At 39.2% G+C, this 22837-nt stretch carries 15 protein-coding genes; 9 read left to right on the top strand and 6 right to left on the bottom strand.

The features are described from left to right. The first annotated feature begins 60 nt into the window (after nt 1–60). From B3C94_RS00365 to B3C94_RS00355, 3 genes are all read left to right on the top strand, one after another. Nucleotides 61–444, top strand: a complete 384-nt coding sequence (locus B3C94_RS00365; RefSeq protein ID WP_293897329.1) for a winged helix-turn-helix transcriptional regulator — start codon at nt 61–63, stop codon at nt 442–444. 155 nt (nt 445–599) lie between these two features. Further along, nucleotides 600–1946: an alkaline phosphatase family protein gene (locus B3C94_RS00360; protein ID WP_293897327.1), complete on the top strand. Its 1347-nt coding sequence runs from the start codon at nt 600–602 to the stop codon at nt 1944–1946. Between the two features lie 30 nt (nt 1947–1976). Continuing rightward, on the top strand, nt 1977–3809 hold the full coding sequence (locus B3C94_RS00355; protein ID WP_293897326.1) for a cytochrome-c peroxidase: 1833 nt from the start codon (nt 1977–1979) through the stop codon (nt 3807–3809). Nucleotides 3810–3913: 104 nt separating this feature from the next. Here B3C94_RS00355 and B3C94_RS00350 read toward each other — a convergent pair whose 3' ends face one another. Continuing rightward, nucleotides 3914–4273, bottom strand: coding sequence for a response regulator (locus tag B3C94_RS00350; protein ID WP_293897325.1), 360 nt, complete (start codon nt 4271–4273; stop codon nt 3914–3916). A 208-nt stretch (nt 4274–4481) separates the two neighbouring features. Between B3C94_RS00350 and B3C94_RS00345 the strand changes: the two genes are divergently transcribed. Then, on the top strand, nt 4482–5273 hold the full coding sequence (locus B3C94_RS00345) for an NIPSNAP family protein (RefSeq protein ID WP_293897323.1): 792 nt from the start codon (nt 4482–4484) through the stop codon (nt 5271–5273). 14 nt (nt 5274–5287) lie between these two features. Here B3C94_RS00345 and B3C94_RS00340 read toward each other — a convergent pair whose 3' ends face one another. From B3C94_RS00340 to B3C94_RS00320, 5 genes are all read right to left on the bottom strand, one after another. Then, entirely contained in the window at nt 5288–5689 is a 402-nt protein-coding gene (locus tag B3C94_RS00340) for a hypothetical protein (protein WP_293897321.1), read from the bottom strand. Nucleotides 5690–5880: 191 nt separating this feature from the next. Further along, nucleotides 5881–6675, bottom strand: a complete 795-nt coding sequence (locus tag B3C94_RS00335) for an AraC family transcriptional regulator (RefSeq protein ID WP_293897319.1) — start codon at nt 6673–6675, stop codon at nt 5881–5883. An 80-nt stretch (nt 6676–6755) separates the two neighbouring features. Further along, nucleotides 6756–7313, bottom strand: coding sequence for a hypothetical protein (locus B3C94_RS00330; RefSeq protein WP_293897317.1), 558 nt, complete (start codon nt 7311–7313; stop codon nt 6756–6758). A 169-nt stretch (nt 7314–7482) separates the two neighbouring features. Then, nucleotides 7483–9021, bottom strand: coding sequence for a glycosyltransferase family 39 protein (locus tag B3C94_RS00325; protein ID WP_293897316.1), 1539 nt, complete (start codon nt 9019–9021; stop codon nt 7483–7485). A gap of 90 nt (nt 9022–9111) precedes the next feature. Beyond that, nucleotides 9112–13176, bottom strand: a complete 4065-nt coding sequence (locus B3C94_RS00320) for a hybrid sensor histidine kinase/response regulator transcription factor (protein ID WP_293897314.1) — start codon at nt 13174–13176, stop codon at nt 9112–9114. Nucleotides 13177–13557: 381 nt separating this feature from the next. Between B3C94_RS00320 and B3C94_RS00315 the strand changes: the two genes are divergently transcribed. The 5 genes from B3C94_RS00315 to B3C94_RS00295 all read left to right on the top strand — a co-directional run bounded on the left by B3C94_RS00315 (nt 13558) and on the right by B3C94_RS00295 (nt 22830). Next, nucleotides 13558–14673 carry a glycoside hydrolase family 88 protein gene (locus B3C94_RS00315; protein WP_293897312.1) on the top strand — a complete coding sequence of 372 codons (1116 nt, stop codon included), beginning with the start codon at nt 13558–13560 and terminating at the stop codon, nt 14671–14673. An 8-nt stretch (nt 14674–14681) separates the two neighbouring features. Continuing rightward, nucleotides 14682–15929 (top strand): DUF2264 domain-containing protein, encoded by a 1248-nt coding sequence (locus B3C94_RS00310; protein WP_293897310.1) that lies wholly within the window; start codon nt 14682–14684, stop codon nt 15927–15929. Between the two features lie 46 nt (nt 15930–15975). Next, a complete protein-coding gene (locus tag B3C94_RS00305; RefSeq protein WP_293897308.1) occupies nt 15976–17322 on the top strand; it encodes a BNR repeat-containing protein in 1347 nt (448 codons plus the stop codon). Between the two features lie 4 nt (nt 17323–17326). After that, on the top strand, nt 17327–19336 hold the full coding sequence (locus B3C94_RS00300) for a DUF2264 domain-containing protein (RefSeq protein WP_293897307.1): 2010 nt from the start codon (nt 17327–17329) through the stop codon (nt 19334–19336). A gap of 485 nt (nt 19337–19821) precedes the next feature. Next, nucleotides 19822–22830, top strand: a complete 3009-nt coding sequence (locus B3C94_RS00295) for a SusC/RagA family TonB-linked outer membrane protein (protein ID WP_293897306.1) — start codon at nt 19822–19824, stop codon at nt 22828–22830. Nucleotides 22831–22837 lie beyond the last annotated feature (7 nt).

Raw genomic sequence — 22837 nt, 5'->3', positions numbered from 1 at the left:
AATTTTACAGATATTAGGATAATCAATGAAGACGGTGCGAGATCGATAAAGAATAATAAAATGAAAAAAGAAGCAACTTTAACATCTTCGGGCGCCTGCAAAACACGTATACTGGCCATTAATGATACCATGGAGATTTTGGCAGGAAAATGGAAATTTCATATTATTGGCACATTGATGCTTGTTGAAAAATTACGTTTTATGGAACTTTTACGTGAGGTAGACGGTATCGGTGCAAAAATGCTGTCTAAAGAACTTCAGGATTTAGAAATGAATCAGTTGATCAAAAGGACAGTGTTGAACACTAAACCTTTAACGGTGGAATACGAACTGACAGCATGTGGTAAGACCCTAGGCCCCATCATCGATGAAATTGCCAAGTGGGGAATTACCTACAGAAGTAAACTCTATACCAAAAATGAGACTGAAGTTGCTATGAATTAGTGAGATTAGTTTCCTGTTTCCTGTACGATTTGTAGAATTACCTGTAAAGAACCTGATACGTTGGACGCAAATTCGGTTGATTATAGATTGAAAAACTATAATAATTGTAAGTTTGTTATAGAATTTACAGTCTAATCTACTAAAAAGAAGACAGGATGCGGTTACAACAATTATTTTATTTATCTCTTGGAATTTTGAGTATAAGCAGCTGCGCAGTTACCAAAAAAGCCCAGCGCCAAGAGATCTCCTTTGATGAGGGTATCAAAAAGATTAACCATGTGGTTGTTATCTATATGGAAAATCATAGTTTTGATAATCTTTATGGCGAATTTAAGGGGGCTAATGGCATAGCAAATGTCAAAAAAGGTGATTTTTTGCAGGTGGATGAGAGTGGGAAAGCTTATCAATATCTACCTGAAATCCCTCGCAATAACTCTTTTCCAACCAATCTCCCCAATCAGTTTTTTAATATAGATCAATATGTTCCTTCCGACAAGGCAACGCCGGATGTTACGCACCGCTTCTACCATAACCAATTGCAGATTAACGGTGGGAAAATGGATAAATTTGCCCTATATAATGATTCCAAAGGATTGGCGATGGGATATTACAATACGGAGAAATTGCCACTCTATCCATTTGCCAAAGATTATACACTATGTGATAACTTCTTTCAGAGTGTATTTGGCGGGTCCTATTTAAATCACATTTATATGATTTCAGCTGCGGTTCCGGTTTGGCCCAATGCGCCCAGTTCGATGGTAGCTAAGCTCGATGCAAATGGTAAGATGATAAAAGATGGTGTCGTTACTCCTGATGGTTATGCCATCAATCATGTGCTTTCCCGAAATAAACCTTACCCTGTCAAATCTGACACATCAAAATTATTGCCATCTCAGACGATGCCTACAATTGGCGATCGCCTGACTGAGAAGAATGTTAGCTGGGCCTGGTATTCAGAAGGATGGGATGATGCTGTTGCCGAACGTAAAAATAACTTTGCATACAATCATGAGCCTTTTTTATATTTTGCCAATTATGAAGAAGGCAAAGAAGGCCGAAAACACATGAAGGACCAAAATGATTTTGTTAAAGCTGCCAAAGAGGGAACGCTTCCTAGTGTATCTTTTGTTAAACCAGGAGGGGGCAATGATGAGCATCCCGGAAGTTCGGCTGTTTATTCCTCAGAGCAACTTGCCGTTAATCTGATCAACGCTGTGTTGGAAGGACCTAATGCAAAAGATGCCTTAGTGATTTTAACGTACGATGAATTTGGAGGTTTTTTTGATCATGTTAACCCGCCGATCATAGATCGCTGGGGACCTGGAAGCCGAATTCCGGCAATTGTTATTGGACCATTTGCCAAGCGTGGCGTGGTCGACCATACCCAATATGAGACCGTCAGTATACTTTCATTGATAGAGCAACGTTGGGGAATAGAACCCCTGGCTGATAGAGATAGAAAAGCAAATCCTTTTAGAAATGCGCTCGTTTTCAAGTAGGCTATCTTTTGATTGATAGGAAACCGGGATATGTGTAAGAAGATTGTCGTTATAGTCCTTATGTTGACGATTGTACTTATCGTAGGATTTACGACAGGACAATCAGCTTATACAAAAGAAAGAGGCGCCTCTGCTCGTGAGCATCTGATTCAGAAAGAAGTTCTGGATCAGATGCTGTCTTTTAAGGCCTATATTAAAGATACGCTTGCTGTTGAGGTTCACAAAGAAGAAATAGATGCTTTGGAGTTGCGAAAGGCATTTTTGAAAACCAGAATGCTTTTTAAAAGATTTGAATGGGCTTCGGAATATTTTACTGCTGATCTATCCAAAAGGTTGAACGGGCCACCTGTAGAGGAAGTGGAAAATGCGGATTTATTGGATCCGTCTTTAGCCAGAGGGGTGGATCCGGTAGGATTGCAGGTGATCGAAGAGTTGATTTATCCCACATTCGATGCCAGCAATAGACAAAAGCTAATTCGTGAAATTGAGCATTTAACCACAAATACGGATTATTTGATTTCCTATTTTAAAGATCATCAATTGGAGGATTGGCGCATTCTGGATGCTTCTAAACTTGAAGTATTTCGGATTATATCTTTGGGAATTACTGGATTTGATAATCCGCTCTTTCAAAATAGCATGATGGAGGCGTCGGTTGCCCTAGAAAGCTTGCAAAGTATACTTCTTCATTATGGTACACGTAAAGAAAGTCTATTTTTAACACTGACCAAGGCGATTAATTATCTTCACGGGAATACTGATTTTAATTCTTTTGACAGAGCATTATTTATTACACGATTTGCGAATGAAATCAGTACAGAAATAGCGGCTTTAGAACGAAATCAAACTGGGCCTAAAATTAAGTATAATAGAATGCTTAAGCAGGGGGTAAATACGATGTTCGATCTGGATGCATTTAATGCGGATGCGTTTTCTCCCGGGCCGAAATTTCATTTATCAGATGAAAAGATTGTATTAGGCGAAAAATTATTTTATGATGTGGCTTTGTCGGGTACCCATACCCGAAGTTGCGCTTCCTGCCACAATCCCAACCTTGCTTTTACTGATGGAATGATGCTGCAAGAAGATATTCATGCCTCAGGACGGTTATTGAAACGGAATACTCCTACTTTATTGAACGCGGCTTTACAATCCAATTATTTCTATGATATGCGGTCATTGACACTGGAAGACCAGATACAAGATGTTATTGGAAATAAGCAGGAGATGGATGGCTCAATGACAAATATTGTGCAATATGTTTCATCAGATAAAATTTATCAATCGTTGTTTAATAAGGCTTTTGATACAGAAAGAAAACCGGCCTCTGCTGATCAAATAGCCAATGCACTAGCTTCTTATATCCGTAGTCTAACTAAAATCAATAGTCGATTTGATGTATATATGCGTGGAGATCGAACTGCATTATCTACTTCTGAGGTGGATGGCTTTAATTTATTTATGGGTAAGGGAAGGTGTGCAACCTGTCATTTTCTTCCCTTATTCAATGGTGTTACGCCACCCAAATTTATGCAGAGTGAGGTGGAGGTTTTGGGCGTGCCTAGTTCTCAAAAAGATTCCGTTCTTGATGCTGATTTAGGATATTATGCTATTATTGGTGTTGATTCATATAAATATGCTTTTAAGATTCCTTCCGTCCGAAATGTGAAAAACACAGCACCTTATATGCATAATGGGATTTATCAGAGCTTGGATGAAGTCATGGAATTTTACAATAATGGCGGCGGGGCGGGATTGGGTATCAAATTACCCAATCAGACATTGTCAGATGAAAAGTTGCATCTGACCGAAAAGGAGAAGAAAGACATTATTGCATTTATGGAAAGTCTCGAAAGCCAATAAAGTGGTTATATTCGCTGTAATTTGGCCGGATGCGCCAGTAAAGTATCAAAACAGAAATTTCACTGGTAGCTCTCCGTCGATGGTACTGAAATATAAGAATAGAACTACAGTAGTTCAGCTATTCTATTTTCTAAATCTTCTAGATCAAAAGGTTTGGCAAGATAGCTGTCTGCTCCAGCTTGCTGGGCTAGCGTTTCGATATCGGTATTAGCGGATAGATAGATGACAGGAATATTACGATATAAGGGATGATTTTTGAGCAGGCGTGTGGCTTCTACACCGCCTATTTTGGGTATCCAATTGTCCATCAAAATTAAATCAGGACGTACCTCTTCTACTTTTTCAATAATATCATGTGAAGTTTCAGAGACGGCCATGTTATAGCCATTTGTTTCGAGGATTATTGTACATATTTCAAGGACATGTTTATCATCGTCCAACATAAGTATTGTTTTATTTGACATGTTGCAGCTTTAAAAAAGGTGGAGCTAAATTAAATAAAAAGCCATCGAGACAATATGGTTAAAATACCGATTCTAACAAGTATAAACCCCTATTTTGGATGTAGAAAACTGAAAATGATAGCAAATGTGTGAAGTATTCTAATTTGAACTTTCAAAATTAGTATTATCTTTATTTTTTAATCAATACCCAATTTTGTCCTGAATTATAATGAAAAAATACAACTTTATTCCCAACTGGTATCTCCTATTGCTTCTATCATTAATCATGGCAGGAAATTGCCTGTTTGCTTTTGGGAAATCGAAGCAAGCGTATTTTCAATTGAAAGTATACCATTATGAAAGCGATGAGCAGGAGAAAATCATCGATCAGTATCTTGAGCTGGCTTACCTACCTGCATTGCATAAATTGGGATTTAAAGATGTCGGGGTATTTAAACCCTTAGAAAATGCAGCTGGCCAAGATCGATTGGTTTATGTGTTCATCAGTGCTTCTGATCTCAATTTACTTGTTAATTTGGATCAGCGGCTGGCCAACGATCAAGAATACCTATTGGCTGGTAAGGTCTATATGGAGGCAAGTTATAGTAAGCCTCCTTTCAAGAGATTGGAGACAATATGGATGAAAGCATTTGAAGGAATGCCCAAATCAGCGCTTCCTAAATTATCCGCTGAAAAAAGTAAACGCATTTATGAATTACGAAGTTATGAGGCCGCAACGGAGCAACTGTCCGCAAATAAGATAGCGATGTTTAACAATGGAGAGATTGATATTTTCAAAAAACTGAATTTTAATGCTGTTTTTTATGGACAGGTGATTGCCGGTAGCACAATGCCTAACTTGATGTATCTAACGACCTTCGAAAGTATGGAAGATCGGAATATACATTGGAAAGATTTTGGACCTTTATACAAACCAATGCAAGACTTACCGCAATATCAAAATAATGTATCAAAGAATGTTACGCTGTTATTACACCCTACAGCATATTCTGATATTTAATGGTCTAGTTGGGTTTATCTTCTTCTAACAAACAAATTAAATTTTTTGCACCAGTCAAAGAAGCTAGCTAGGGTTTTTCTGTCCAATTTTTCAAAATTGTAAATCTTATGGGGATAGGGGAGGGCATTAGTATAAATACCAGTATCTGCTAATATTAGCATTGGATTGGTATTGTCAATTTTGTCGAAATATTTGCTTAGGATCGTATAATGAGTGTTAAATAGTGATTCGACAGTTTCACTGTTAGAGACAAACGATATGGTATAATCGTAGTCATCATGTTGCATTTTTTCACAGTCGCATATCATATTTTTACCTAAAGCGACTTCATTTCCACTGTCCCAAAGAAAATTTGCAACTTCAAAAAATAAATCGTTTTTGATATGCCCTACGGGCTCAGCGATAAAATATCTCATTTGTGTTCTCTTTTACTTGTGGTTTTCTGATCGATATTTAATGGATTACAAGGTCCCGCCTTTCGGATTTCGGTAATCAATTAAAGATGGTGATCAACTGGTCATCAACAATATGCAGGACCAATATTTCTAACACAAAGAAAGATGAATTTGCTGTAGTTTAAAAGAGATAAAAAGTGGTAAGTATTGGATTATTCAAGGTTTTTGTTTCGAAAGGTAAGCGCTGTCATACCGGTTGCCTTTGAAAATAAACGTGAAAAATAAGGATAATCATCGTAACCTAGTTCCACTGCAATTTCTTTTACAGATTTGGTAGAATGATAGAGCAGACGTTTTGCTTCTAGTACGACACGTTGCTGAATGTGGTAAGTAACGGGCTTTCCGGTTGTTTTTTTGAGACATTCATTGAGATAAGCCGGTGATATTTTCATCTTCTCTGCATATATCTTTGGTTGTTTAATATCGATAAAATCTTTATCTAAAAGAGATCTGAACTGTTTGCTGATAAGTTCAAATCTAGACTGAGCATCACTTTTAGTTGATTGTATTAAATACTGCGAGATAATAAGAGCCGCAATGGTATTGCAGCTATCTTTCATTAATGCCGCATAAAGTTTTTCGTGTCTTCTTTCATTGATTATCAGACAGGTGTCTACTGTTTGGGATAGGACGGCCAATGTATCCTGATCAATTTCGATGGGAGCAATCGTGGTAATGTCCTTTAGTGCATTTATATAGTCCGAGTTGAGATTTTCTACACTGATCATTAAGACACTAAAGGCGCTGTAATCCATAACTATTCCCCGATGCACTTGATAAGGCTGTATGACCATTACTGAGGATGAACCCAATTGATACCGTTGAAAATCTATCTCAAATATTCCATTTCCCTCTTCAAGAATGAAAAACAAATAGAAATCATCACGATGTGCCTGACTTATCTTGGCTAATTCTAAATTTCTAACAGCGTTCCTTTTTATAGCCATTCCAAGGTTAAACTCATTGGGAAATGAATTTAAAGGGATCGTGTTATTTTTTTTTAAGGCTGATGAATGCACCCTCAAATTTAAACATTTGTCAAGATACTAATGATGTTTTTTCTATACTCGGGGTCTTTTTCTCGAAGTTCGAGGATATTGTGTTTTAAATCTATATTGACATACCATTCTGCATAATGATGTTTTTCATTTGCATCGTCAAAGAAAACTTTAGCTTTAATATATTCCTCATCAAAATATTCGGGTTGTCCACTGACAATAAATGCCGTCGAACCAATAGTATCATGCATTTTAGAGGATGCACCTTCGATTTTAAAGAGACTATTTAAGGCTTTAGTAAAATTGTCACTTAACTTTCCAATCGAATAGAAGTTAATTCCTTCGCGATAAAATCTTTGTTTATCGACCTCAGTATTGACAATACCCAATTTCATGTCGGGACGAAAGGCGATTGCCAATCCGACCGTCTCTCTACCCCAAAGCCCTTTAGCTTGGACAATATGATGTTCGTCATCATCTTTCCAATATTTGGTGACTGTCAGTTGTAAATCTACAAAATCGTCGTCCTCACTAACGTCAATCTGTCTCAAATTGCTTTGTCCTTTCAAGAAATTCAAAAAGCGCATAATCATCCTGTTAATTTGGTGTTAAGTTCCATGGCATAGTGATGATACCAGAAGATATGCGACAAGTATCATTTACGCTGGAAGCTTTTGGCTATTAAACTAAATATACTAATTTTTTATTTTAAAAAAATAGACTTTGGTAGGCTGAATTGCGTAATAAAAGAATTATTTACAAAGGAAGTTTCTTCGCCTTTTTTTCGGATAAAATCTCTTTGGAGATACGCTCATTGATATTGATTTTTGCATGAATAAAGGTGAAGATGACTGTACCATATTCTCTTGCATAATGATTTGTGATGGAGTCGGCCAGCATTGATTTGCGGAAGAAGGGGCTTGTTACTGCAAGTTCTCTTTCTCGTTCCCAGCGGTCTTTAATTCGAATCACATTGCTGTATGCTTTATCCAAATCAAACCAATTGATGTAGTCTGCGTTGAATGAAACAGCCCTTATTCCACGTTTAGAATAATAGTTGATCGCGCCGGCCTGACCATAATTGTCGCAAAGTACAAGGGTATTTTCCGATTTGGGCATTTGGTCATACACACTATCGACTTTTTGGGCAAGTTCTTTCCATCCCAGCATATCTGCAAAATCCTGTGGAAGTGGATGCTCTTTGCCATCTTCCCATGTTAACATTCCATATTTCCTATATTTATCAGGATGGTTCACAAAATAGGCGGGATTTCTATTGGGGAATGCAATATTGTAGATCGGAAGAAATAGGATAGCCGTTAAAGCGATCAAAATAGGTTTTAAAATTTGACCGGTTTTATTGTCCAAAAGTGATGAAATATAGACTGCGCCAAAAGCAAAATATATCGGGTAGAGACCTATTGCATAGTAGTCTTTTGCTCTCAGTAGTAGGAAAATTCCAAGGGTGATAAAGAAAGAATAGAAGAATAGGCGGTATGTTTTAAATGCAGGGTATTTCAGGAGTGCATACAGACCTAAAATGACTACAGGAAAGGTCCCGAAGAAAAATAGAAACTGAGATCTCATAAAGCTCCACCTATTGACATGTACAAGCTGCGTATCTTGAAGTTCTTTGAAATGAACAAATACAGGGAAGTTATTGCGGTACTGCCATATTAAATTTGGAAGGATAATCAGTATGGCGATAAGTATTCCATAATATAGTTTTTTTTCGGCAAAGATTTTTCGTTCCGGAACCAAGACGACTGCCGGAATCAGGCCTAAAACCAGAAATGCAATGTTATATTTATTCAAAAATCCAAATGCAAATACAATGGCGATGTAGAATAGCCATTTAGATTGTCTGCTGATTAAATATTCGATAATAAGATAATATAGGGAAGTCCAGCAGAGGACATCAAAGGAATTGGGCTGATATAGACCATTCAAACGAAATAAGACAGAAAACATGATGCAACAGCACCCCAACACTCGGGCAAAAAGATTACCTTTTAGAGCTTCTATTGTTTTCCAGACAACAAGAATCGTGAGGGCTCCAAAAAGTGCCGGAAAAAACTTGATCCAAAAAACAGAATTACCCAATAATTTGATCAGATACGAGATCCAAGATGTTAGTGGCGGAACAGAAAGGAATCCCCAGGCAAGATGGTTCGCTTGATCTAAATGTAAAAATTCATCGCGCTGCAATTCATAGGTCGGACTGATCAACTGGTATTGAATGATGAATTTGAAAAGGATTAAACTGATGAGAATAATTCGGTTTCTAAGTGCCATCTTGATCTTTGTTTAGGGAAGTCATCTACAATTTACGATAAAAATACAATGAAAATCGGGTTATTTTTTTGTTTTATTTCCTATTCAAAACTATAAGGTAATAAAGGTGTTTGCCTCTTTATTTTTTTGAAACTCACTTGGAGTTACACCAAACGCTGCTTTAAAGCAGGTAGCGAAATAACGTGGATCTGAAAAACCAGTCTCAAAAGCCACTTCACTCACTGAGATGGACCGATCTTTTTCCATAATTTGACAAGCATGTTTTAGGCGTATGTTTTTAATAAATTCGCTGGGAGATACATTCAATAAAACTTTTGTCTTTCGATACAGTGTTGACTTGGACAAGCCTAGTATATCTCCAAGTTTGACTACATCAAATTGATCGTCCGAAAGATGTTGCTGGATAACCTGAATCATCTTGTGCACAAACTTTTCATCCAATGGCGTGTGATCAAGTGTTGCTATATTAATCTGTGTATTATTTTGGAAAACGAGTTGACGGCAGCGTTTGTTGATGATGAAGCTTTGGATTTTGGCTTCTAGGACTTTAATCTCAAAGGGCTTGCTAATATAACCATCGGCCCCTGCTTGATAGCATTCAATACGATCTTCAATGCTATTTTTGGCCGTTAAGAGCAAAATGGGAATATGGTTGAGCTCTGCGTTTGATTTTATGGTTCTACAAAAATTGAGACCATCGAGTTCGGGCATCATAATATCACTTACAATAATATCAATTTCTGTATTTTCGAGCACTTCCAATCCCTGAAGACCGTTGTTTGCGATATGGACCTGATAATTGTGGGCTAAAATTCTAGCCATGGTTGCACGAAGCTCTTCATTATCTTCCACTAAAAGTAGGTTAAGTCTGGGCTGTAATATATTTTTTGATAGAGGCTCATCGACGGTATTAGACTCAATAATGGTCGCTTTAATTTCTTCGGCAAAAGGTTGTTCCATCACGTCTATTCCTTTCTTACAGTAGTATTGTTTATCTACTGGAATGGTGATCTGAAACATACTTCCGATACTTCTTTGACTCTCCACATGGATTACACCATAATGAGCCTCTATCAGTTGTTTCGTTACCGAAAGTCCAATACCATTACTTTCAAGATTGTTTGTAGAATTATTGGTATAGAAGGCGGTAAAAATTTTATCGACGTCTTCGGGGTATATTCCTACGCCATTATCACGGACATAAATGAAGAGCCTATTGGAATTTATTCCTTCTTCTACATGATAAGAAAGTGTAACCTTTCCACCTTGCTCGGTATATTTAAATGCATTTGATAGGAGATTGAAAAGAATTTTGTCGATTTTGTCGATGTCATAGAAGAGGATTTCGGGACATTCTCCATGTTGAATTTCAAAATCGATGTTTTTCTTTTTGGCAATTGGACTAAAATGCATGGCTCCCAATTGAGTAACAAAAGAGGGGAAATTGGATGCACTGATTTGTAGCTTCATGCCGTTGTTTTCCATTCTTCTGAAATCCAAGATTTGTTGGAGCAACCGTTTTAGACGGCTTAGATTAAGGCGCATTTTATTAAATTGCTCCAAATTATTTTTCGTAGTCATCTGAACATCATCCACTAAACAGGATATAATAGTTAGCGGCGTGAGCAAATCGTGTGAAATATTGGTAAAATAACTGAGTTTGGACTGCGTTAGCTCCTTAGTCTTTTCTTTTTCAATTTGGGCAATTTTTAGATCACCGCTCAATTTTAAACGCTTAAAAGAATAATTTATAAAAAAGAAGACAATCCCACCGAAAATACATGCGTATAAAAAGTAAGCTAAATTGCTTTCGTAGAATGAAGGTTTCTTTATTATTTCAATTTGAGTAAAAGTTGTACTCCACTTATTGTACGAGTCCGTCGATTTGACTAAAAATCTATAACTCCCTTTGCTTAAATTGTTATATGTCGCAAAGATACGATCTCGAGGGGCGTAGATCCATTCTTTGTCAACACCTTCTAATTTATAAGCATAACGGATTTTTCCTTCCTGCGTAAAAGGCAGGGTTGAGAAGGATATTTCAATATTTTGATCTTGGGGATTCAGCGTCAATTTAGGGGGGACATCACTGAATATTCCCTGTTTTGATTCTAGGATAATGGACTTATTATTAATTTTTATGTCCGAAATAAGAACTTTTTCTTTGAAATTAGGTAAAATGCTATGGTCATTGAGCTGTACTATGCCGTTGTAACCACCAAAATAAATGGTATTGGAGGTTTTATCCACGGCAAAGGCCCGCTTTGAAAACATGTTAACCTGAAGGCTGTCGGAAGCAGAAAATTCACTGATGTTTTTGTTGGAGTTGCTAATCTTGTATAAATTACGCGTAGTAGATAACCAAGTATAACGATCAAGACAGATAACATCGAGAAGCTGGTTTTTCTCAAATAATGTATTATTTGCGATTTCTGATACTTTTTGGTTAGCGAGCTGATAGTTCAACAGTCTATTATCTTTCGTGCCAATCCATAAATTGCCATTATGATCAACGTCCATTGTTTCAATCTGGTCACTTTTTAAGCCCGGAGTCTCTTTACCAATATGAGCGAGTATGGACTGGAAATTATGGGTATCGATACAATAGATTCCATTTTCTTTGGTTGCAATCCAAATATGGTTTTGATTGCCCTGTGCAATAGCTACTGGTTGATCCTTTATTTGGGGAATAATTGTGATGTTTTCCGATTCCGACTTTTTCAGGAGCAGACCCTGTGTTGTTGCGATCCAAAGTCTTTTTTCTTTATCTGTAAAGAAAAAAGAGGGTATTCCCCGATGGTCGGTATGTTGGGTTAAATCTATCTTCCGTAAGAATTTGATATTATTGTTTGTCTTTTGAAAGACATTAATTGACGGTTCATACGCTGAACCTACCCAAAGTTCTTGTCTAAAATCTGTGGCGCAAGTAACCGCACGTATAGAAATCAAGTCCCTAAAATTGGAATTACTATATGTATTTAACTGATTTGTTTTTGTGGAGAGACTACCAAATCCAAACCTTTCGAGATTAAACCATAAGATGCCATTAGGATCTCGATAAAGCATATTTAGGTTTGGAGCGATACTGTACAATGTTTTGATTTTTTTGAAACTATAGTTTTTAACAATTGGTTTATCAAAAGTAAACATGGATACTCCTTTCCCTCCGACGGCTAGCCATAAGGTGCCGTTTTTATCTTGATAAATATCGTTGAAGATATTCGTCGTATTATTGAAGTGGTTAGAAAGGTCGATTTCTTGCAATTGACCATTTTTGTACTGAAGTGTTGATATGCCTGAGAAAGAGAGAATCCAAATATAATGACGGCTCTGATCCTGAATGATATTGTAAAAAAGATCTTCTTTACCTACATGACGGCGTTTGTTTTTGATCTCAATTTCCGTATATGGATTGTTTGGTTCTTTTGGATTGAACAAATATATTCCATCACCCCAAGTACATATCCACAATTGTCCGTGATCATCTTCCATAAGTTTGAAGGGACTGTTGCGCTGGCCCAGTCTAGGGTAAGCGTGTAGTGTTTTGTTCTCAGGACTGAGTTTGAATAAGCCGGCCCCCCAGACACCGATCCAAATCTGCGCTTGTCTATCTTGAAATATTGTATTAATCGTTTTGCCTCGCATGGTACTGTTCAGGATAGATGAACTTTGGGCTTCTGTCAGAGGTTGTAAATCACTGTTGTAAATAAAAATACCATTATCTGTGCCGATCCAAAGCCGTTTTGAATGGTCAACCATCAATGCATTGACGCGGACGGTTGTTACACGTGGATCGTTGAGGGGGAATACTTTATAGTTACGTTTATCTAATACGTAGACACCTTTCTCACCGCCCAAAATCAGTTTATTTTCTAGTTCTATAAGCGTCCTGATCGCTTGCTGGGAGGTCACTTTTCCGGTAGCATCCTTTAGTTTAAAATTCAGGATATTATAGGCATCATAGCGGCTTAATCCCTGTGTGGATGCAAACCAGATATAGCCTTCTTGATCCTGAATAGTCTGATTGATCGTTAGAGATGGAAGCTCATAATTTTTTGTCACAGGGTTGAGTCCCATTTGTTGGCTAAAGACAAAAGTTACTAGGGATAGAGATAGATATAAAAATGTAATAATCTGCTTAATACTTGCATTCATCTTAATAATTTTTAATTCCACCTGTCCAATCCAGTTTAGGTAAATTTCTTATCCCAGTAACAGGTTCTGTGCTCCATCTCAGGAGGTGACCCTGCTGCGGTGTAATTGTGCTTCAATAATATCCGTATCGTATCGCGAAAAAAAAGAGACCAACTGAATATTTTTAGGTTTATATCGATTAAAGATACAAATGTTTTTTTAAATAAGTGTATATTGTACGCTTATTTAAAATAGGGTTCTTAAACACGATAAATGGGCCTTTTAGACCTAAATTGATCCCATTTTGGGTCATGATTAGTCTTTATTCAAACATCTTCTACATCGATTTGAAGTAGTTTTGTTTATCCCGGTTTGGGAATCAAAAATTATAAATCTTAAGACATGCGTATCAATTTTATTTTATGCCTATTGTTTATCGGACATTTCTCTTTTGGTCAGATACCGAAAAAAGAAGTTGTCCTTTCTCAGCTTAAAAGTGCAAACCGGTATTGGCAATCGAATCACAAGCCAGAGGTTTGGGCATTTTGGGATCAGGCGGCCTACCATACTGGAAATATGGAATTCTATAAGATCTCCGGGTCAAAAAGCGACCTGAAATATTCTGAAGATTGGGCAAGGTTCAACGGCTGGAAGGGCGCTAAATCAACTGACAGACAAAATTGGAAGTATAGCTATGGTGAAACGGATGATTATGTTCTTTTTGGTGATTGGCAGATTTGTTTCCAGACCTATATTGATCTTTATAATCTATCGCCAAGTCCAGAAAAGATAGCCCGTGCCAAAGAAGTTATGGACTATCAGATCCATTCACCCCATACTGATTATTGGTGGTGGGCTGATGGCCTTTATATGGTCATGCCTGTCATGACCAAAATGTACAAATTGACCCAAGATTCTCTTTATCTAGATAGGATGTATACCTATTTATCTTACGCGGATAGTATTATGTTCGATAAGACGGATAAATTATACTATCGTGATGCAAAATATGTTTATCCGAAACACAAAAGCCTTCATGGCAAAAAGGATTTTTGGGCGCGAGGTGATGGCTGGGTGTTCGCAGCCTTGGCGAAAGTTCTTCAAGATCTGCCCAAGCAGGATAAACATTACGATTATTATCATCAAAGATTCAAAGAAATGGCGGTTGCGATCATAAGCTGCCAGCAGGACGAAGGGTTCTGGACACGGAGCATGTTGGATCCGGATCATGCACCCGGAAGGGAAACTAGCGGGACCGCATTCTTTACTTATGGTTTACTTTGGGGAATCAACGAAAATATACTCATTGATCCGAAGTTTTCCCAGGCAGCGCTTAAAGGCTGGCATTACTTGAGTGAAGTTTCGCTACAAGATGACGGAAGAATCGGATATGTACAACCTATCGGTGAGAAAGCTATCCCCGGACAGGTAGTTGATGCCAATTCTACCGCTCCATTTGGTGTAGGCGCATTCTTATTGGCGGGTACAGAAATGTATCGTTATCTGGATAAAAAATAAAATAGACTATGAAAATTAAGATGCGAATTATACTTTTTTTCCTGTTGCTGTTGGCGGTTCAATTTGTCCGCGGGCAAATTGTAAAGCAGAAATCTACGGATAATAAGGAGACAGGAAGGACTTTTTGGCTTCAGGAAATGGACCGTATGTTGCGTCCGGTTTTGCGGAGTTTGGCGCATGATAGCCTGCGATTAAACATGCCTCAGATGACATCAAATCGTGTGGATAACAGGGAGCATCGTATAAAGGTACAATATGTTGAGGTATTGGGACGAGCATTGTCAGGTATAGCCCCTTGGCTTTCACTGAATGGTGGTTCTGTGGCTGAAAGAAAACTACGTGATCAATATAGAACTTGGACGATTCAAGCACTTAAAAATGCATTGGATAGTAATGCACGGGATTTTATGCGTTTTGATCTCGGGGGGCAACAGCTTGTGGATGCCTCCTTTATTGCTTTAGGCTTTATACGAAGTCCATGGCTGTGGGATCACCTTGATCAGCAAACCAGAAAGAATTTGATTGCATCGATAAAGATTACGCGGCAATTTCGTCCAGCATATTCAAATTGGTTGCTTTTCTCGGCGATGAATGAGGTGTTCTTAGCCAAATATTCGGAGGATTGGGATGTAATGCGTGTCGACTACGCCTTGCAGCAATTGGAGCAATGGTATGTTGGTGATGGTATGTATATGGATGGTCCACAGTATGCTTTCGATTATTATAATAGTTATGTTATTCATCCTTTTTTGGCGGGTATCATGGATTTGATCCAATTGAAAACCCAGAACTACGATAACATGTTTGCGAAAATCAAGCTTCGAAACGAACGTTATGCTATTATTCAAGAGCGGCTGATCAATGCCGACGGTAGTTTTCCTCCAACAGGAAGATCCGTAATTTATCGGGCAGCAGCCTTTCATCATTTGGCAGACATGGCATTTAAGAAGCGGCTTCCAAGAGAACTGACAAACGGGCAGGTGCGTGGTGCTCTGTCTGCTGTATTAAAAAAGACGACAGAGAATCCAAGTACATATGAAAATGGCTGGTTGACATTGGGCATGTACGGCAGTCAACCTGGTCTCGCCGACTCTTATAACAATCAAGGAAGTCCTTACCTCTGTTCGGTGATTTTTTTGCCTTTAGGGCTGCCAGATGATGATCCTTTCTGGACAAGTGAAGTTACCGACTGGAGTGCCAAACGTATCTGGTCAGGACAGGATTGGAACTCCGACCATAGCAAGGGCATTCGCTAATACAGCATCGATGAAACGAGGGGCGTGGGCTCAATTTAAAAAATGAATGAAAAGATATCTTAGTCAAATTTTAAGAATAGGGACGCTCTATTGTACATCCCTATTATTTCTCTGTCAGGTGCAGGGACAAAAAATTAAGGAAACAATAGCTGGGAGCGGATGGGCAAAGAATACGGTTAATACGGCTGTATTTCGCAAGAATTCCTTAACAAGCGACCGTAAATATCAGTATATAGCTTATTATGACGACGAGGGATATGTCGTCTTAGGTCGACGTCTGCTATCGGGGAAAGCTTGGCAGCTACGCCGTACCGCTTATACCGGCCATGCCAAAGATGCGCACAATGTTATCAGCATCATGGTGGATAAGGCTGGATATCTTCACGTATGCTGGGATCAGCATAACAGTCGATTGAGGTATGCACGTTCTCTTCATCCAAATAGCCTCGTCCTTGGTTACGAGCAGGTTATGGTAGGTCGAGATGAGACACTAGTGACTTACCCCGAATTTTTAAAACTCCCCAATGGCCAGTTGTTATTTCTATATCGAGACGGGGGATCGGGCAACGGCAATCTCGTGGTGAATAGCTATGATGTGAAACAGCAGCAATGGAAACGTATTCATAGCAACTTGATTGATGGTGAAGGAAAGAGAAATGCGTATTGGCAAAGTTATGTCGATCATCAGGGAACGATACATCTATCCTGGGTCTGGCGTGAAAGCCCGGATGTGGCAAGCAATCATGATATGGCTTATGCCTGCTCAAAAGATGGCGGATTAACCTGGGAGCGCAGTAATGGAACGAGATATAATCTACCTATAAATGCCTCTACCGTAGAATATGCAGCTCGTATCCCACAGCAGCACGAACTGATTAATCAGACATCAATTGCTGCTGACGACAAGGGAAATCCTTTTATAGCAAGCTATTGGCGTGATCCAGGATCTCAGATTCCGCAGTATAAAGTTATTTATTTGCAGGATGGGGAATGGAAAGTCCGATCTTTTGATTTTAGAAAGACCCCATTTAGCTTAAGTGGTGGTGGAACGAAAGAGATTCCTATCGCTAGACCGCAAATATTGGTCCGGGGCAAAGACAATAGAACTGCCTTAACGCTGATCTTTCGAGACCAGGAACGGGGATATCGGCCATCTATTCTGACCTTAGAGGGGATGCAGCAAGAAGCAACTGATCTTGTTGATCTTTGTGATGAATCTGTGGGATCTTGGGAACCTACTTACGATACCGAGCTTTGGAAAAAAAAGCGCAAGATAGCACTATTCGTACAGGCTACGGTCCAAAAAGATGGTGAGGGGTTATCGGAAGCCGCTCCGACAACCGTTAAAGTGCTTGAATGGCACGATAAAGCTAGAAAAAAATGGAGAAACTAAAAATATGAAAATAAGACAGCGAATGCCTCGAATTTTGATGTTAGTTTGGCTTTTTGTTATGTTCGGAACTGTTGTACGGGCGCAGAAAAAAGCGGTTTTTGAGCTGAAAAATCCAGATTTTAAAAGAAGTCAGTATACTGGCCTGACACGCCAGCATTGGTTGGATGCGGCATCCTATTTGTTAGAGGGTGCTTTTTCGAAGGTTCAGGATCTTAATGATCCCATGTTATTTGCCAAGCAGCCTGGACGCAGCTATCCCAGAGATGGGGTGCACAACGAAACGGAACGGTTAGAGGGGCTGTGCCGCACGCTTTTCATAGCTGTCCCCCTTTTAAAGGAAAATGCTGACTATAAGATTCGAGATATTCGTGTGGCGGATTATTATCGGCATCAACTGGAATGTCTATTGAATGAGAGTTCTGAAAGTTATATTGCCCCACTTCCCGCAGATGGAGGACCAAGTCAAAAGCTGGTGGAGTTTGGTGGTTTAGCTGTCGCACTAATGGCCGCTCCGGAAGTGCTGTGGGATCCTTTGCCGGAACATACCAAAAATGCACTTGCACAGACCATGCTAAGTTATGGCAATGGACCAACAATTGAGATGAATTGGCGCTTTTTCAATGTTATGATTCTAAGTTTTTTTAAAAGTAGAGGCTATGCTGTTCGAGAAGATTATCTCAGGGATCTGTTAGAAAAATGCTTAAAGGACTATCATGGCGATGGTTGGTATAATGACAGTCCATATTATGATTACTACAGCATGTGGGCCTTTCAGCTCTACGGGACACTTTGGGCAAATAGCTATGGCGCGACAATGTATCCTGAACTTGCAGCTAGATTTAAGGCGAACCTACAAGACGTTGTTAAAAGCTATCCTTATTTATTCAGCCGCAATGGTGAAATGATTATGTGGGGACGTAGTATTTCTTATCGTATGGGGGCCGCTGTACCCTTTCCGTTATTGGGGTTATTGGATGATCCGTCCATTAATTATGGTTGGATGCGAAGAATTGCATCCGGCACGCTGTTACAGTTTTTAGAAAACCCCGATTTTCTTTCAGATGGTGTTCCAAATCTTGGTTTTTATGGTGCTTTTGATCCTGCAGTACAGGAGTATAGCTGCCGGGGAAGCGCATACTGGTTAGGAAAGTTTTTTCTAGGTCTTTTAGTTCCTAAAAGTAGTAGGTTTTGGACGGCACCGGAAAATTTAGGTGCGTGGGATAATCAAATTCCTGAAGCCAAGACATTAAATACCTATGTTAAAGGTGCTGAAATCCTCATAACTGATTATGATAAAATCGGTGCTTCTGAAATTCGTTCTTCGAACTCAAGCGAGAAAATGGGCTATTACCAAGGAACAGAAAATTATAATAAGTTGTCCTATAACAGTGCATTTCCTTGGCAGGCCGATGGAAAAAACGGAGAAATTTCAATGAATTACACCTTTCAAAACGGTTTGAAGAAATGGGAACCACTTCGTATCTATCAATTTAAAGGTTATGAGGGGAGAATATATCGTCGTTTGGCTACCTTAGCCTCGGACACGACGGTACATTTGGCCTTATCGGAGATGACATTGGCAAATGGATTTTTGAGATGTGATCAAGTCCTTTCCGACAAACCGTTGGTCTTCCGTTTAGGACACTACGCCCTTCCAAAATGGAAAGATAAGCCCATTCAAACGTATAAACTTCAGTATAAAGGACAGGAGGCGATGATTTTAGATAACGGTGAGTACCAATTGGCTATGGTGCGATTAATGGGTTGGCAGGGAATGGAAAGCATAAGTTGTCATGGGCTTCATCCTGTAGCCGAAGAGAGTGCCGTTTTGAACTGTTTTGTAAGGGAGGGGAGACCACGGGAACAATGGTATGTCACTTTGCAGCTGTGGAAGAAGTCAGGGGAAAAATGGGCAAATGAAGAGCTGTTTCCACAATTGAAAGCGACGGATAAGAAAGTGGAGATCCGCTGGCAAAATGGAGAAAGACAAGTGTTTGATACCTTGATAAAATAAGTACTGCTTTGATGTCAGGGAGGGGCAGTCCAGAATTGGACTGCCCCTTTGTTATTTAATTTTAAAGGTATTCTTCTACGGTTTTATTTCAATTAGCTGTGGCTCACAAGGCTTGAATCTTCTTTTTCGAGTGGTTCAATCGTGAGCAGTAGTGCAGCCTCAATAGAATCGCAAAAAGGTTCGATAGCGGCTTTTTTCGGTGTTTTGAAGTAAATTTCAACTCAATTGAACTAAAATTAAACACACTGATTTCACTTCAGAGCTACTTTTGTCCTAAGTCTAACGGTATTGTCTGACGAAATTATTTGCTTGTTTACACGGAAAATGTGCGCGCTATTTTCCAGTAAAACAAGAACACCAATTATAAACAACAAGCTATGAATCCAAATTGAGAAAAATATCCAATGGACATTCTGGCATTGCTAGGTTGATTCCAGAATTATTTAGAAAATAATATTCTAACCAAATCAATTATTAAATAAACTATGTTAAATCATTACTATAACAGATACACAAAAAGGGGACTTTTATTGAATAGCCTTTTTTTGATAGCTATGTCCAGTTATGGGCAAAGCACAAATGTGAAGGGGATAATTAAAGATACTTCAGGAAAGGGGATTGCAGGCGTTACAATTCGTGTCAAAGGTGGGACTGAAACGGTACAGACAAATGCTCAAGGGAATTTTGTGATTCAAGCATCCGCTGGAAGTACTTTAATCATCACATCGGTTGGGTTTCAGGAAAAGCAGATTACGGTTGGGCAGCAGGCCAATTTAGACATTGCACTTTTGCCTTCAGAAAATGTTTTGGAAGAGCTTGTTGTGGTGGGTTATGGTAGCCAGAAAAGATCGGATATAACAGGATCAGTAGCCTCAGTTCCCAAAGACCGTCTTTCAAAAATTCCTGTGAACAATGTGATGCAGGCGATTCAGGGGGCTGTGTCCAATGTGACTGTCTCCCAGGCCTCATCGATCCCGGGAGATGCTCCTTCTGCACAGGTACGTGGTAGAAACTCGATCAATGCAAATTCTGAACCTTACATCGTAGTAGATGGAATTCCATTGTCGCGTACAGATGGGTCAATTAACGATATCAATCCCAATGATATAGAATCAGTCGAAGTACTTAAAGATCCATCTGCGGTAGCGATTTACGGCGTCAATGGCTCTAATGGTGTCATTCTGATTACCACAAAAAGAGGGGTTTCAGGAAAGCCCTCGATACGATATAGTGGTTACGGCGGTGTGGAGAATGTTGCGCATATCCTCGAACCGGTTTCTGGTGAAGAGCTTTTGAAGCGTTATGCGGAGTATGCACGGATTACGAATACAAGTTTATACAACGGTGGCCCGGTAAGGAACCAATATGAATATGACAATTATTCAAATGGTGTGACAACAGACTGGTTGGATGCAGTGATGCAGACTGGAGTTGTGCAAAATCATAATGTAAGTTTGTCGGGCGGAAGCGAAAATGCAAAGTATTTTGTTTCGGGAGACTATCTAAACGAAAAAGGGGTACTATTGGGATACAATTACAAACGTTACTCTTTTCGGACAAATACCGATTTTAAGGCCACCAAATATCTATCTGTAGGTACATCTTCATTTATCGTTGCACACAATAGAGATGGCGGCCGGGCGAATCTTTTGCAGGCAGCGGCAATGAGTCCTTATGCTAGAATGTATAACGAAGATGGTTCGTTGACTCAGTACCCTATGTATTCGGAGCAATTATGGTCCAATCCATTGTTGCCAACTACCCTGGATCCACAACGCCGACAATTTAATATCTCATTGAATGGCTATGCAGAATTAAATTTTGGTGAATTATATAAGCCACTGGCTGGATTAAAGTATAAATTGAATGCAGGTTATTCTTATGTACCTGTCAGGAACAATGAATACGAAGGGGAATCGGTGTATAATTTTGCTGGGCTCGGACGTATTACCAATAGTGAAACACAATCCTATACCGTGGAGAATATATTGACTTATACCAGAGACTTTGGTAAGCACCATATTGACTTCACGGGGCTATATGCCGCAAAGAGTAAGTATTGGCAACAGGCGATTGCAACAGGGGAGGTATTTCCTAACGATGCATTAGGATGGGGAAATTTGGGGGCTGCTTCAACGCAAAAAGTTTCATCTACTGCAGATTTATACCGTTCTATTTCACAAATGGGTCGCTTAAATTATGCTTATGATAGTCGCTATATGTTGACCTTGACCGTTCGGCGGGATGGTGCATCTGTTTTCGGAAGAAACAATAAATATGGTGCTTTTCCATCCGCAGCCGCGGCATGGAATATTCACAATGAATCCTTTATGCAAAACACCAAACATATTGTCAGTAATTTAAAATGGCGTATTTCTTATGGTCTTTCTGGAAATGAGGCAATTGGTATTTATCAGACCCAATTCTTAATGAATTCGAATCCTATGGCAATGAATGGTCTATCGACGACTGCCTTAAATATTCGTACGTTGATGGGCAATGATAATCTGCAGTGGGAAAAAACGAAAGGTTTAAATACTGGTGTCGACTTTGGACTATTTAATAATCGGATCTCCGGTAGTATTGATGTCTATAAATCCAGTACTTATGATATGTTACTGCAACAACTTTTGCCAAAATTAACTGGTTTTGTGAATGTATATTCCAATATGGGTAAACTGCAGAATACTGGTATAGACCTGACCTTGAATACAAAAAATATTGTGAAGGATAATTTTAACTGGTCAAGTACATTGGTATTCTCCCGTAATAAAAATAAGATTACCGAAGTATATGGCAATGGTAAGGAGGATTTGGGCAATAGATGGTTTATTGGTCAGCCCGTAGGTGTCATTTATGATTATACGAAAGTTGGCATCTGGCAGGAGGATGAGATTGCGTCTGGTGCGAATAAAGGTTGGGATGATGCTGCGCAAGCGGGAGATCTTAAATTGGCCGATCTAAATGCTGACGGAAAAATTGATGACGGCGATCGATCTGTTTTGGGACAGACTGCACCGAAGTGGACTGCCGGTTTGACAAATACGCTTACTTATAAGGCGTTTACGCTCAATGTTTTTATCAATACTGTGCAAGGGGCATTACGTAATAATCCGCAGATTGGCGGAGCGTCGGATGAGATGGGACGTCGTAGTACACCAGCAGCACTGGGCTATTGGACGCCGGAAAACAAAAGTAATGAATGGCGTTCTTTGGGTAATCACTCCAATATCCATGGTTATGGTTTCCCTTCAAATGCGAGCTTCACCCGTTTGAAAGATGTGACCTTAAGTTATACAATGCCGCAACAGCTTGTCGAAAAAATTGGTGTACAGGGGCTGACAGTCTATGCTAGTGGTCGCAATTTGTATACATGGACCAACTGGTTGGGCTGGGATCCTGAGGCGCGCGATATTACACGTGGATCCACGAACGATGCTATTAACTATCCGATGGTCAGGACTTATGTTTTAGGGATTAACCTTAGTTTTTAACGATCCC

This window comes from Sphingobacterium sp. UBA5670 (assembly GCF_002420705.1).
Taxonomy (GTDB): domain Bacteria; phylum Bacteroidota; class Bacteroidia; order Sphingobacteriales; family Sphingobacteriaceae; genus Sphingobacterium.
Note: the sequence above shows the minus strand (reverse complement) of the source record. Positions and strands in the feature narration are given on the sequence as shown.

Coding starts and splice junctions, on each gene's coding strand:
- B3C94_RS00365 (WP_293897329.1), top strand. CDS start 61: ATGAAAAAAGAAGCAACTTTAACATCTTCGGGCGCCTGCAAAACACGT.
- B3C94_RS00320 (WP_293897314.1), bottom strand. CDS start 13,176: ATGAATGCAAGTATTAAGCAGATTATTACATTTTTATATCTATCTCTA.
- B3C94_RS00330 (WP_293897317.1), bottom strand. CDS start 7,313: ATGCGCTTTTTGAATTTCTTGAAAGGACAAAGCAATTTGAGACAGATT.
- B3C94_RS00295 (WP_293897306.1), top strand. CDS start 19,822: ATGTTAAATCATTACTATAACAGATACACAAAAAGGGGACTTTTATTG.
- B3C94_RS00340 (WP_293897321.1), bottom strand. CDS start 5,689: ATGAGATATTTTATCGCTGAGCCCGTAGGGCATATCAAAAACGATTTA.
- B3C94_RS00305 (WP_293897308.1), top strand. CDS start 15,976: ATGAAAAGATATCTTAGTCAAATTTTAAGAATAGGGACGCTCTATTGT.
- B3C94_RS00360 (WP_293897327.1), top strand. CDS start 600: ATGCGGTTACAACAATTATTTTATTTATCTCTTGGAATTTTGAGTATA.
- B3C94_RS00335 (WP_293897319.1), bottom strand. CDS start 6,675: ATGGCTATAAAAAGGAACGCTGTTAGAAATTTAGAATTAGCCAAGATA.
- B3C94_RS00350 (WP_293897325.1), bottom strand. CDS start 4,273: ATGTCAAATAAAACAATACTTATGTTGGACGATGATAAACATGTCCTT.
- B3C94_RS00315 (WP_293897312.1), top strand. CDS start 13,558: ATGCGTATCAATTTTATTTTATGCCTATTGTTTATCGGACATTTCTCT.
- B3C94_RS00325 (WP_293897316.1), bottom strand. CDS start 9,021: ATGGCACTTAGAAACCGAATTATTCTCATCAGTTTAATCCTTTTCAAA.
- B3C94_RS00300 (WP_293897307.1), top strand. CDS start 17,327: ATGAAAATAAGACAGCGAATGCCTCGAATTTTGATGTTAGTTTGGCTT.
- B3C94_RS00345 (WP_293897323.1), top strand. CDS start 4,482: ATGAAAAAATACAACTTTATTCCCAACTGGTATCTCCTATTGCTTCTA.
- B3C94_RS00355 (WP_293897326.1), top strand. CDS start 1,977: ATGTGTAAGAAGATTGTCGTTATAGTCCTTATGTTGACGATTGTACTT.
- B3C94_RS00310 (WP_293897310.1), top strand. CDS start 14,682: ATGAAAATTAAGATGCGAATTATACTTTTTTTCCTGTTGCTGTTGGCG.